The 12700-nt window shown below is 59.0% G+C and carries 9 protein-coding genes; 3 read left to right on the top strand and 6 right to left on the bottom strand.

The window, feature by feature from the left end:
• Positions 1 to 31 precede the first annotated feature (31 nt).
• The 4 genes from Tel_13770 to Tel_13785 form a co-directional block, all read right to left on the bottom strand.
• Positions 32 to 1396: a PEP-CTERM-box response regulator transcription factor gene (locus Tel_13770; GenBank protein ID ALP54114.1), complete on the bottom strand. Its 1365-nt coding sequence runs from the start codon at positions 1394 to 1396 to the stop codon at positions 32 to 34.
• A gap of 41 nt (positions 1397 to 1437) precedes the next feature.
• Positions 1438 to 3519 (bottom strand): hypothetical protein, encoded by a 2082-nt coding sequence (locus Tel_13775; GenBank protein ID ALP54115.1) that lies wholly within the window; start codon positions 3517 to 3519, stop codon positions 1438 to 1440.
• A gap of 47 nt (positions 3520 to 3566) precedes the next feature.
• Positions 3567 to 4958: a hypothetical protein gene (locus tag Tel_13780; GenBank protein ALP54116.1), complete on the bottom strand. Its 1392-nt coding sequence runs from the start codon at positions 4956 to 4958 to the stop codon at positions 3567 to 3569.
• Positions 4959 to 5068: 110 nt separating this feature from the next.
• Positions 5069 to 5521, bottom strand: coding sequence for a hypothetical protein (locus Tel_13785; GenBank protein ID ALP54117.1), 453 nt, complete (start codon positions 5519 to 5521; stop codon positions 5069 to 5071).
• A gap of 178 nt (positions 5522 to 5699) precedes the next feature.
• Between Tel_13785 and Tel_13790 the strand changes: the two genes are divergently transcribed.
• Genes Tel_13790 through Tel_13800 form a run of 3 tightly spaced genes read left to right on the top strand, consistent with a single transcriptional unit; the run spans position 5700 to position 9362 of the window.
• Positions 5700 to 7040, top strand: a complete 1341-nt coding sequence (locus Tel_13790; GenBank protein ALP54118.1) for a UDP-glucose 6-dehydrogenase — start codon at positions 5700 to 5702, stop codon at positions 7038 to 7040.
• A gap of 12 nt (positions 7041 to 7052) precedes the next feature.
• Complete coding sequence (locus Tel_13795; protein ID ALP54119.1) at positions 7053 to 8330, top strand: Vi polysaccharide biosynthesis protein VipA/TviB; 1278 nt, start codon at positions 7053 to 7055, stop codon at positions 8328 to 8330.
• Between the two features lie 24 nt (positions 8331 to 8354).
• Positions 8355 to 9362: a capsular biosynthesis protein CpsI gene (locus Tel_13800; protein ALP54120.1), complete on the top strand. Its 1008-nt coding sequence runs from the start codon at positions 8355 to 8357 to the stop codon at positions 9360 to 9362.
• Between the two features lie 713 nt (positions 9363 to 10075).
• Here the strand turns inward: Tel_13800 and Tel_13805 are convergent.
• Together Tel_13805 and Tel_13810 are read right to left on the bottom strand one after the other, a co-directional pair.
• The gene (locus Tel_13805; protein ID ALP54121.1) at positions 10076 to 11113 is read right to left on the bottom strand and encodes a fructose-1,6-bisphosphate aldolase; all 1038 of its coding nucleotides are present in this window, start codon (positions 11111 to 11113) and stop codon (positions 10076 to 10078) included.
• 47 nt (positions 11114 to 11160) lie between these two features.
• Entirely contained in the window at positions 11161 to 12615 is a 1455-nt protein-coding gene (locus Tel_13810; GenBank protein ID ALP54122.1) for a pyruvate kinase, read from the bottom strand.
• Positions 12616 to 12700: the final 85 nt, after the last annotated feature.

Here is a 12700-nt window from a genome sequence, read left to right on the forward strand (position 1 = left end):
CATCTGCGTCGCCGCCCGCTGCGGCGGCACATCACTTCAAACCGTATTTATTCATCAGGTCATACAGGGTGGGCCGACTGACGCCGAGGGCCTCGGCCGCCTGGGAGATATTATTGTCAAACATATTGATCGCCCGCGCGATGGCGCCACGCTCGGCGCGCTCGCGCACCGCGCGCAGATTCAAGGGCATGCTGCCCTCATCGGCCACTTCGTCCAGCTCCAGCGCTTCGGCGTTGATGCAATTGCCCTCGGCCATAATCACGGCGCGCTTGAGCTTGTTTTCCATTTCACGCACATTGCCGGGCCAGCGGTAGTTCTCGACGGCCAGGGTACCGTCTTCGGTGAAGCCGCGCAGATTGCGGCCATGGTCGCGGGCGAAACGTTCCAGGAACACCCTGGCCAACAACAGGGCATCGCCGTCGCGCTCACGCAGCGGCGGGATGTTGATAATGATTTCGCTGATGCGGTAATAGAGATCCTCACGGAAGGCGCCGCTTTCCACCAGCTGCATGAGATTCTGGTTGGTGGCGCAGACTACGCGCACATCCACCGGGATTTCGCCGCGCCCGCCCAGGCGTTCGATGACCCGCTCCTGAAGAAAACGCAGCAGTTTGACCTGCAAGGATTGGGGAATATCACCGATCTCATCGAGAAACAAGGTGCCGCCGTCGGCATATTCGATCTTGCCCTTGGTCTGCTTGCCGGCACCGGTAAAGGCACCCTTTTCATAACCGAACAATTCGCTTTCCAGCAGGGTCTCGGGGATGGCGCCGCAGTTAATGGCCACGAAGGGCTTCTTGGCCCGGTCGCTGAGATTATGCAGGGCCCGGGCGATGACCTCTTTACCCGTACCGCTCTCCCCCAGCAGCAAGGTGGTCGCCCCGGTGGGCGCGACTTTTTCGATGGTGCGGCAGACCTTCATCATCTGCGGACTGGTGGCGATAATACCCTCGATGGGCGAGGCGCCGCTCTGCTGCAGCAGCTTGCGGTTTTCCTGTTCCAGCTCGAACAGGTAGTAGGCCCGTTCCACCAACAGCCCCAGCACCTCGGGTTCCACCGGCTTTTGATAAAAGTCATAGGCGCCCTTGGCGATCGCCTGGACGGCGTTGGCGCGCTCGTCGTTGCCGGTCACCACGATCACCTTGGTGGCCGGCGCCAGGGCCAGGATTTCCTCCAGTGCGGCCAGGCCTTCGGAGGCATTTTCGGGATCGGGCGGCAAGCCCAGGTCGAGCAGCACCACCGCCGGCTCGTGGCGCCGTAGGGCGCTGATGGCTGTGCCCCGGTCGGCGGCAATCACGACGTCATAGCCTTCAAAACACCACTTCATCTGGCTCTGCAGGCCGGGATCGTCCTCGACTACCAGCAGCTTCTTTTGCTCTTGCTTTGCACGACTCACTGTTTACGATTCCAATGATCTAGAAATTGAGCAGCGCCGGATCAACCTGGCACCTTGGGTAGCGACAGGCGAAACAGGGTGCCCTCCCCGGGCCGGCTATGCACCTGCACCTCTCCGCCCAGGCCGCGCACGAACTCGCGGCACTCATAGGCGCCGATGCCCATGCCAGCATTCCCCTTGGTGGTGTCGAAGGGACGGAACAGCCGATCGCGGATAAATTTTTCGTCCATGCCGCAGCCGTTGTCTTGTATTTCGATGACAGCATTTTGACTATCCGAAGTCAACCGCAGCTCCACCCGGCCATCGGCGGCGCTGGCCTCCTGGGCGTTCTGCACCACATGCTCGATCACCGCCGCCAGGCGGTCATGCTCGGCGATGACACTCACACCGGTATCGCCCGCGCTGAACACCGGCACCGGCTGCTGTGCCGAACGCTGGCGCACCACCTCTTCCAGCAGGGGCGACAGGCGCACGGCGACCGAGCTGCGCTGCGCTTCACGCCCTTGGCGCAACTGGGTGAGCATGCGCTGCATCTTGTTGACGGCGTTATCCACCGTGGCCATGGCGTCGTCGACAAATTCCTGCTTGTGGCCGAACTTCTTGGCGTTGGCCACCACCAGCGACAATTGACCCACGACATTCTTAAGGTCATGGACCACATAGGCCGACAGCCGGTTGAAGGCCTCGAACTGGCGCGCATTGGCCAGCTCGGCGCTGGCCCGGGATAAAGCCAGATAACTGGCCGCCTGGCTGGCGGCGGTCTTGAGCAGGTCGCGGTCCTCCCAGTTGATCGTGTGCGCGGCGCGCGACTGCAGCAGCAGCACCATGCCAATCATACGCCGATTCTGGAATAACGGTATCACCAGCCAGGCGCGCTCGATTGCCGCCAGCCAGGCGGGCAGCGTCAAGGACGCGTAGACCTCGGGCGCCACCGCCCACTCATCCAGATCCACCAGCCACTCGCTGGTCTTGAGAAACTCCACCAGGGCGTCGTCCGCCGCCACTGCGGCGGGACCGGTGGCGTTCCACTCACTGGCCAACTCGAAGCGGCCGGTTTGCTCGTCGACCACCCACAGCAAGCCGCCCGGGCTGTCGACGATGGCCGCCAGGGCCTGCAGGATGCGCTCGCTCAGGCCGGGCCCGGGTTCCTCGCTGGCCAGGGCGCCGATGAAGCTCAGCCACTCCTCGCGGTAGTCGTATTTGTAGTTGAAAAAATGCTTGCTGAGAAATACCCGCACCCGGGCCCGCACCTGCCCGGAAAACATCAAGGCAAACAGCAACAGGGCGGCGCCGAACAGAAAGATCACCTGGGCCAGGGTGCCCCAGTCGCCGCCCAGAAAGCGGATGGCATAGCCCCCCAAGGCCATCAAGGTGAGATAGGTGCCGGCCCCGAGGATGGCGGCGCTGTGGAATACCATGCGCCGGGAGACAAACACATCCAGCGACCATTGCGGGTTACGTGCCGCCGACACGGCGATCAAGGGAATCACCAGGATATGAATAAAGCCGCGCACGTCCCAGAGTTCGCGATCCACGGTGTTGAACAGCACCGCATTGGAATAGAGATAAAAGTCGTACGCGAACAGCCCGCCCAAGCCCAGACACAGATACTTGATGGCCCAGCGTTGCTGCGGTGGGCTGTTGCGAAACAAGTGCTCGACCAGCACCAAGCCGAACAGCGCCAGGACCAGGTGTCCGGCAAAGCGCGGATCGTAACCGAGCGTGGCGGCGACGGATTGCTCATAAAACCAGGTGTAGCCATGCAGCGCCAGCACGCAAACCCAGACCGCCGCCACGGCGTAAGCCATCCAGCGCAGGCCGCTGACATTGGACGAGTCAAGGCCTTTACCCAGCGGCAGGATCTTGTAGAGAAACAACAGCGCCACACCGCTGCGCAGCAATTCCAGCGCGGCGTACTGAATCGACAGCGGCAAGGCATAAGCCAGGGCGTAGGCCAGGGAGCCGGCCCACAGCGCCGACACCAGACTGAGGGCCAGCAATAACCCGCCCTGCAAGCGACCGCGCCAACTGGTCAGCAACAACACGGCCAGCAGCACATAGCCAGCGGCGGCCAGGGCGTAACCCCACACACCGGGATGTAAGGCTGCCGAGGTATCAGTCATGGACGAGAAATCTTAACGAATATGCACCCAAGCGGACCCACGGCGTATTAACGTGCGCCCTGGCCGAAGATGACCACTTCGGCGGTCTGAAACAAAATCAGGCAATCGAGAAACAGGCTGTAATTTTTTACATAGTAGAGATCGTATTGCAACTTTTCCCGGGCATCCTCATCCGAGGCGCCGTAGGGATAACGCACCTGGGCCCAGCCGGTGATGCCCGGCTTGACCCGGTGGCGCTCGGCGTAATAGGGGATTTTATCCGCCAGTTGTTCGACGAACTCCGGCCGCTCGGGACGCGGGCCGATGAAGCTCATATCGCCGCGCAGCACGTTGAAGATCTGGGGCAGTTCGTCGATGCGGCTGCGGCGGATGAACTTGCCGGTGCGGGTGATGCGGCTGTCGTTTTTCTGCGCCCACTGCGGCGTACCGTCCTTTTCCGCATTGATCACCATACTGCGGAACTTGAGCACCTGAAACAGGCGCCAGTTCTGGCCGACGCGCACCTGACGGTAAAGCACCGGCCCCCTGAAACCGCTTTCCGCCCAAATGGCGATGGCGGCCGCCAACATGATCGGCCAGGTAAAAAACAGGATCAGGGAACTGGCGAAGATGTCGGAACCGCGTTTGACCATGTGTTGAAACCCGATGTGACGAAAGCCGTCCGAATACACCAGCCAGCTGGGGTGCAGCGTCTCGAGCCTGACCTTGCCGGTCTCGCGCTCGAAAAAGCTCTGCAGATCCACCACATCGATACCGCTCATCTTGCAGTCAAGCAGGTCTTCCACCGGGAAGGACTTGCGCCGATCCTCGATGGCGACCACGATTTCCTGGATGTGGTGCTGCATGGCGTAATCGATGAGCGGAGTATCGATATGGATCACGTTTTCGCGCGGTATCACATCGTGTTCGCCGTGCACATGCACAAAGCCCAGAATCTTGAAACCGATCTGATCGCCCTTACGGCGCAACAACTTGAACTGCTGAGCACGCTTGCCCGCCCCCAACACCAAGACACGACGCTTCAGCGATTCATTGTCGATAAATTTCATAAAGAAAAACCGCACCAGAATGATTCCCAGCACAGCGATGAAAAAGGCCCAGGCAAAGGCGCCGCGACCAAGAAACAGATGGGGCACGAGATAGAACACCAGACTCATGGCCGCCAAGGCGATCAGCATGCTCAGCCCAAGCCGCAGGATGGTGCCCTCGATGCCCTCGCGATAGAGATTTTTATACAACCCCATGGCCGTCAGTGAGAGGAACATCACCGAGGCGAACAACAAGGCCTTGGGCCACAGCGGCAGCAGGTCATTGTCGATCTCGCTGCCGAGAAAGCGCAGCTCGGCGCCGAGATAAATCGCGCCCCAAAACAACAACAGTTCTACAAAAACCAGAAGAACGAAGGAGACGGGGATATAATGTCTGAAGAGCCTGAGCATTGTTGGTATTTTTAAGTAATGGCTAACCTGCGTGGTACGTGATTGTATCCGACCTTGATGGCGCTCAACCCGACATATCGACCATGCCGCATCAATCTACAGCGTTTTAATTACAAAAGCGTATCCAGCCCTTTGGATTTAAGCCCCCAGGCGAACAGGGAAAAGATGCGTTGATTGGCCTTGCGCAAACGCCCCACCATCACCGTCATCAGCTCCTTGAGGAGCGGATAGCCGATCTCGGGGTGGGCATCCAGAAACCGTAGCAGTTCATCCCCGTCCAGTACCGCCAGCTCGGACTCGGAGACCGTCATCACGGTGGCGGAACGCGTCATCTCATCGAACAACACCAACTCACCGAAAATATCCCTCGGCCCGAGTTCGCCGAACCCCGGCTGGATATGACGTTGCGCGTCCAGATCCAACTTGCCCAGCACCCGCAACGTACCGTCCAGCACCAGATACAGCTCCCGACCGCTGTCACCTTCGGAAAAAATCGGCGTGTTGGCGTCATAGCGCGCTTTGCGCCAATGCCTGCCCTCTATAAATTCAGGGTGTTGCAACAAGTCAAATAACAGAGTTGACACAAATCTTCCTTAATCCGAACCGACGGACGTCCTGTTCACTAAGTATAACGGCAGGAAAACAATAATAAAATTTCAAATCCATACTGACGCCGCGGTGAAGCTTTGATATCTTTGACGGCCGAACACTCGCTTCTATTAGTTTTGACAGGACCACCCTATGAAAATAACAGTCTTTGGCTCCGGCTACGTCGGACTCGTGACCGGCGCCTGCCTCGCCGACGTCGGTAACGACGTGCTTTGTATCGACATCGATGCGGACAAAATAACCAAGCTTAATCAAGGGATTATTCCTATTTACGAGCCCGGACTCGAGGCCATCGTGCATGCCAATCATGAAGCGGGTCGGCTGAAATTCTCCACCGATGTGGCAGAAGGGGTGAACCACGGCCTGTTCCAGTTTATCGCCGTCGGCACGCCGCCGGATGAAGACGGTTCCGCCGATCTGCAATATGTGCTGGCCGTGGCCGAGAGCATCGGCAGCCACATGCAGGACTACAAGGTGATCGTGGACAAATCCACCGTGCCCGTCGGCACCGCCGACAAGGTCCGCGCCAAGGTCTTGGAAACACAAAAGAACCTCGGAAAAGATGTGGATTTCGACGTGGTCTCCAATCCGGAATTCCTCAAAGAGGGCGCCGCCGTCGACGACTTCATGAAGCCCGACCGCATCATCGTCGGTACCGATAATCCGCGCACCACCGAACTGCTGCGCGCCCTGTACGCCCCCTTCAACCGCAATCACGACCGCGTCATCGCCATGGATATCCGCTCCGCGGAGCTGACCAAATACGCCGCCAACGCCATGCTGGCCACCAAGATCAGCTTCATGAACGAACTGGCCAACATGGCGGAGAAGCTGGGTGCCGACATCGAACAGGTGCGCATCGGTATCGGCTCCGATCCGCGCATCGGTTATCACTTTATCTACCCCGGCTGCGGCTACGGCGGCTCCTGCTTCCCCAAGGACGTCCAGGCGCTGGAGCGCACCGCCCGGCAGATCGGTTACCAGGCCTCCTTGCTGGAGGCCGTGGAGGCGGTCAACAAGTTCCAGAAACAGCGCCTGTTCACCAAGATCGTGGATCATTTCGACAACGAGCTGCAGGGCAAGACGATCGCCCTGTGGGGCCTGGCCTTCAAGCCCAATACCGATGACATGCGCGAGGCCCCCAGCCGCACCCTGATGGAGGCCCTGTGGGACAAGGGGGCCAAGGTACGCGCCTATGACCCCGAGGCCTTGGAAGAAACGGCCCGTCTCTATGGCGAGCGCGACGACCTGGTATTGTGCGACTCACCCGAGGCGGCCTTGGAAAACGCCGACGCCCTGACCGTGGCCACCGAGTGGAAGGTATTCCGCAGCCCCAATTTCGATCAGATCAAACAGAGCCTCAAGAACCCCGTGATTTTCGACGGCCGCAATATCTACGATCCGGACATAATGGCGCAACTCGGCTTTACTTATTACGCCATCGGCCGAGGTATAACCCAACCCGTCATTTAGCAGGAGCCCTCCATGCACACCTTGAAAAACGTAAAAATCGGCATGATCGGTCTGGGTTATGTCGGCCTGCCGCTGGCGGTAGAATTCGGCAAAAAGATGCCCGTCGTCGGCCTGGACATCAACCAGGGCCGCATCGACGAGCTCAAGGCGGGCAAAGACAGCTCGCTGGAGGTGGAGCCCGAGGAGCTGATCAAGGCCACCCAACTCAGCTACACCAGCAACCCGGCGGACTTGAAGGATTGCAATGTCTATGTCGTCACCGTGCCCACCCCCATCGACAACCACAAACGCCCCGACCTGTCGCCCCTGATCGGCGCCAGCCAGACCGTCGGCAAGCTGTTAAAAAAAGGCGACATCGTCATTTTCGAGTCCACGGTCTATCCCGGCGCCACGGAAGAGGTCTGTATCCCCATCATGGAGGCCCAATCGGGCATGAGCTATAACACGGACTTTTATGCCGGTTACAGCCCCGAGCGCATCAATCCCGGCGACAAGGAACATCGCGTCACCAACATTCTAAAAGTCACCTCTGGCTCCACGCCCGAGATCGCCGATTTCGTCGACGAACTCTACCAACAGGTGATCGAAGCCGGTACTCACAAGGCCAGCAGCATCCGCGTCGCCGAGGCCGCCAAGGTGATCGAGAATACCCAGCGCGACGTCAACATCGCCCTGATCAACGAACTGGCCCTGATCTTCAACCGCCTCGGCATCGACACCGAAGAGGTGCTCAAGGCCGCCGGCACCAAGTGGAATTTTCTGCCCTTTCGCCCCGGCCTGGTGGGCGGTCACTGCATCGGCGTCGACCCCTATTACCTGACCCACAAGGCGCAGGAGATCGGCTATCAACCGGAGATGATCCTGGCCGGCCGGCGCATCAACGACGGCATGGGCGCCTATGTCGCCCAACAGGTGGTCAAGTTGATGACCCAGAAGCGCATCGCCGTGGTAGACGCCAAGATCCTCATTATGGGCTTGACCTTCAAGGAGAACTGTCCCGATCTGCGCAATACCCGCGTGGTCGACATCCTCGACGAGTTCGCGGACTACCACTGCCAGATCGATGTCTATGACCCCTGGGTCAACCCGGCCGAGGCCCAACACGAGTACGACATCAGTCCCGTCGCCGAGGCCCAGCCTGGCAGTTATGACGCCATCATTCTGGCGGTCAATCACCGCCAGTTTGAAAAGATGGGACTGGAGGGCATTAAGGCCCTGGGCAAACCCAACTGCGTCATCTATGACGTCAAGTACGTGTTTCCCGCAGGCACCGTAGACGGCCGCCTATAATCAGTCAAAAAGGCGAACTCAAGCATGAAGGTATTAGTAACAGGCAGCGCCGGCTTTATCGGCTCCAATGTGTCCCACGCCCTACTCGACCGCGGCGACGAAGTGGTAGGCCTGGATAATCTCAACGATTACTACGACGTGACATTGAAACAGGACCGCCTGGCGCGCCTCATTGCCCGGGACGGATTCACCGATATCCGCCTGGACCTGGAAGACCGTGACGGCGTGGCCAGATTGTTCAGCGATCACAAACCCGACCGGGTGGTGCATCTGGCCGCCCAGGCCGGCGTGCGTTATTCCCTGATCAATCCGCACGCCTACATCGACAGCAATATCCAGGGCACCACCAACATCCTGGAGGGCTGCCGCCACAACGAAGTGAAGCACCTGGTCTACGCCTCCAGCAGCTCGGTCTACGGCGCCAACACCAAGATGCCCTTTTCGGTGCACGACAACGTGGACCACCCGGTCAGTCTCTACGCCGCCTCGAAAAAGGCCAACGAGCTGATGGCCCACACCTACAGCCATCTCTACCAGCTGCCGACCACCGGGCTGCGTTTCTTCACCGTCTACGGGCCCTGGGGCCGCCCCGACATGGCCCTGTTCCTGTTCACCAAGGCGATTTTGGAAGGCAAGCCCATCGATGTCTTCAACTACGGCAAGTGCCGGCGCGACTTCACCTATATCGACGATATCGTGGAAGGCGTGGTACGCACCCTGGACAAGGTCGCCACCCCCAACCCCGACTGGTCGAGTGATGATCCGGACACCGGCACCAGCTACGCCCCCTATCGCATCTACAATATCGGCAACAACCAGCCTGTGGAATTGCTGCGCTTCATCGAAGTCATTGAGGAATGCCTGGGCATGGAGGCGGAAAAGAACATGCTGCCGCTGCAGCCCGGTGACGTGCCGGCCACCTTTGCCAATGTGGATGATTTGATGAACGATGTCGGCTTCAAGCCGGCCACTTCCATTGAGGATGGGATTGGGCGGTTTGTGGAGTGGTATCGAGGGTATTACAACGTTTAATTCGTGAAGACCGTGTTTGCGCTGCGCGCAGGGTTTGATTTTGATGCGGTTTCCGGACCGCGGCCGGGTTCATTTCTTTTGCGCGGCCAAAAGAAACGAACCAAAGAAAAGGCCGCCCGGATGACTTGCCGGATTGGTAAAAAAAACCAATCCGGTGCCCTGCGCTCCTCGCCCATAGCGGCGCACTCTAGAACTCGCCCGCTCGCTATCGCTCCCGGGCTCAGACAAAGAGCGCTTGTTTCCGCTATGGGCTGCGGTGCTCGGCGGCGTCATACGGGATCTTCCAACCCATCTTAGCCCTAACGCTTGCAAGAAGCATCCATGCAGTTTTGAAACCCGCTTATTCCAAATCGGATGTGCCACAAGCGTTGAACCTTGCCCGCCAATCCCGTCCGACGCCGCCGAGCATCGGAAGAAATTAAGGAAAGGCCCGTCAGGGTTCGCGCATGGACGCGCGAACTCTCCAGCCAGGCCAGGGATGGCCTGTCTGGAGAGCCCCTTAATTTCTGAGAAGCGCAGGGAACCCCAGCAGCGCTTTTTGCTGATGGGGCAAGTCGCCGGGAGCGTTTCTTTGGTGACTTTCTTGTCGCCACAAGAAAGTCACTCGCCTTGCGGGGCGAAATCCCGCATCAAAATTAAACCCTGCGCGCAGCGCAATCAAACAAAAAAGGGCGGGATAAACCCGCCCTCTTAATATCTACAAAAGTAACCGCTTACTTGTAGAAGTCGATCATCTTTTCCAGAGACTTGGCCTTGATCTTGGAAGCATGACCGGCACAGCCGAAGGCCTCGTAACGCGCCTTACAGATCTCCATCATCGCCTTGGTAGATTCCTTCAGGAATTTACGCGGGTCGAAGTTGGCCGGGTTTTCGGCCAGGTGCTTGCGCACCGCACCGGTCGAGGCCATGCGCAAGTCGGTATCAATATTGACCTTACGCACGCCGTTCTTGATGCCTTCCACGATCTCATCGACGGGCACGCCATAGGTCTGACCCATGTCGCCGCCGAAGCTGTTGATGATCTCCAGCCAATCCTGGGGCACAGAGGAAGAACCGTGCATAACCAGATGCGTGTTGGGCAGGACGGCGTTGATTTCACGTACACGGTCGATACGCAGAATGTCACCGGTGGGTGCCTTGGTAAACTTGTAGGCACCGTGCGAGGTACCGATGGCGATGGCCAGGGCGTCTACGCCGGTCTTCTGGACAAAGTCCTTGGCCTCTTCGGGATCGGTCAATAGCTGATCCATGTCCAGGGTACCTTCGGCCCCGTGGCCGTCTTCTTCGCCCGCCTGGCCGGTTTCCAGAGACCCCAGACAACCCAGCTCGCCTTCGACGGAAACACCGCCGGCGTGAGCCATCTCAACCACCTTGCGAGTGACTTCGACATTGTACTCGTAGGTCGCCGGGGTCTTCATGTCGGGCATCAGCGAACCGTCCATCATGACCGAGGAAAAACCGGACTGAATGGAACGCAGGCATACAGCCGGCTCGGAACCATGGTCCTGGTGCATAACCACCGGGATGTGAGGATACTGCTCGATCGCGGCGGAGATCAGGTGACGCAGGAAGGGCTCGCCGGCATACGAACGGGCGCCCGCGGAACCCTGCATGATGACAGGTGAATCAACGGCATTAGCCGCCTGCATGATAGCGTGAACCTGTTCCATGTTATTGACATTGAACGCCGGCAGGCCGAAATCATTCTCTGCCGCGTAGTCCAACAATTGACGCATTGAAATTAGAGCCATATCAATCTCCTAAACTTAGAGTGTTGTTACAAATAAAAAGAACGCTGTCATGCCTCTGTGGAGGAGGGTTCATGCATATCCCCGACGCGCACGATCTTCAGCGCGTTGGTACCGCCCAAGACCCCCATGAGATCCCCTTTGGTAATGATCACAAGATCGCCGTTGCGCACCGCACCGCGCCGCATCAACTCGTCCACCGCCTCTTTATTGACCACCGAATGGTCGGTGGTGGTATGGGTAAAACTGACGGGACAAACACCGCGATACAAAGTCACCTTGCGGCGCGTTTCCACATGAGGTGTCAGGGCATAAATCGGAATCCCGGAACTGATACGCGACATCCACAATGGAGTCGCACCCGACTCGGTCAGGCAGGCGATGGCCTTGACGCCAAGATGATTGGCGGCATACATGGCCGCCATGGCGATGGCCTCGTCGACACGGCTAAAACGGGTGTTGATACGATGATCCGAGGTGCTGGCCAGCTCCTCCTTCTCGGCGCTGATACAAATACGCGCCATGGCCGCAACCGCCTTGGCCGGATATTTGCCGGCGGCGGTTTCGGCAGACAGCATCACCGCGTCGGTGCCGTCCAGCACGGCATTGGCCACGTCGAAGACCTCCGCCCGCGTGGGGATGGGGTTCTCGATCATGCTCTCCATCATCTGGGTGGCGGTAATGACGACACGGTTCATGGCGCGCGCCATCTTGATCAGGCGTTTCTGCACCGCCGGCAGTTCGGCGTCGCCGATCTCCACGCCCAGATCGCCGCGGGCGATCATGATAGCGTCGGAGGCGGCAATAATCTCTTCGGCATCGTCCACGGCTTCGGCCCGTTCGATCTTGGCCACGATGCCGCCGTGGCCGCCGGCCTCGCGCAGCAGTTCGCGGGCCAGATGCACGTCATCGGCCTTGCGCGGAAAGGAGATGGCCACATAATCGGCCTGCATCTCGGCGGCGGTCTTGATGTCCGCCTTGTCTTTTTCCGTCAATGCGGCGGCGGACAGCCCCCCGCCCATACGATTGATGCCCTTGTTGTTGGAGAGCATACCCCCCACCTGCACCTTACAAACGATTTCCTGGCCTTGGACCTCTTCTACCCACAGCACGATGCGGCCGTCGTCGAGCAACAGCGTATCGCCGCGGTTGACGTCATTGGGCAGCTCTTTGTAAGTCAGGCCGACACGCTCCTGATCACCGTCGTTGGTGGCGCAGGCGGCGTCGAGGATGAAGCGCTGACCTTCGGCGAGTTTGACCTTGCCGTCCTTGAAACGCTCGGTGCGAATCTTAGGACCCTGCAGGTCGGCGAGCACGCCGACTTGGCGTCCGTGCGCGCGGGCGCGATTGCGTACCGCCTCGGCGCGATTGATGTGTTCTTCAGCCGAACCGTGGGAAAAATTGGCGCGCACCACGTCAACACCGGCTTGAATCAGCTCATCCAGTGCTTTCGGGTCATCCGTTGCCGGCCCAAGGGTCGCAACAATCTTTGTGCGTCTAAACATATGTGTGGATTTACACCTATTCGTATTTATTATCGTTATATAACTTCAAACTTCCCCGGGAAAACGCCGGGGAAAACACCATAAA

It is taken from the genome of Candidatus Tenderia electrophaga (assembly GCA_001447805.1).
GTDB classification, from domain to species: domain Bacteria; phylum Pseudomonadota; class Gammaproteobacteria; order Tenderiales; family Tenderiaceae; genus Tenderia; species Tenderia electrophaga.

Excerpts from the sequence above, each read along its gene's own strand:
- Tel_13775 (ALP54115.1), bottom strand. The coding sequence starts at position 3,519 with ATGACTGATACCTCGGCAGCCTTACATCCCGGTGTGTGGGGTTACGCC.
- Tel_13780 (ALP54116.1), bottom strand. The coding sequence starts at position 4,958 with ATGCTCAGGCTCTTCAGACATTATATCCCCGTCTCCTTCGTTCTTCTG.
- Tel_13790 (ALP54118.1), top strand. The coding sequence starts at position 5,700 with ATGAAAATAACAGTCTTTGGCTCCGGCTACGTCGGACTCGTGACCGGC.
- Tel_13795 (ALP54119.1), top strand. The coding sequence starts at position 7,053 with ATGCACACCTTGAAAAACGTAAAAATCGGCATGATCGGTCTGGGTTAT.
- Tel_13800 (ALP54120.1), top strand. The coding sequence starts at position 8,355 with ATGAAGGTATTAGTAACAGGCAGCGCCGGCTTTATCGGCTCCAATGTG.
- Tel_13805 (ALP54121.1), bottom strand. The coding sequence starts at position 11,113 with ATGGCTCTAATTTCAATGCGTCAATTGTTGGACTACGCGGCAGAGAAT.
- Tel_13810 (ALP54122.1), bottom strand. The coding sequence starts at position 12,615 with ATGTTTAGACGCACAAAGATTGTTGCGACCCTTGGGCCGGCAACGGAT.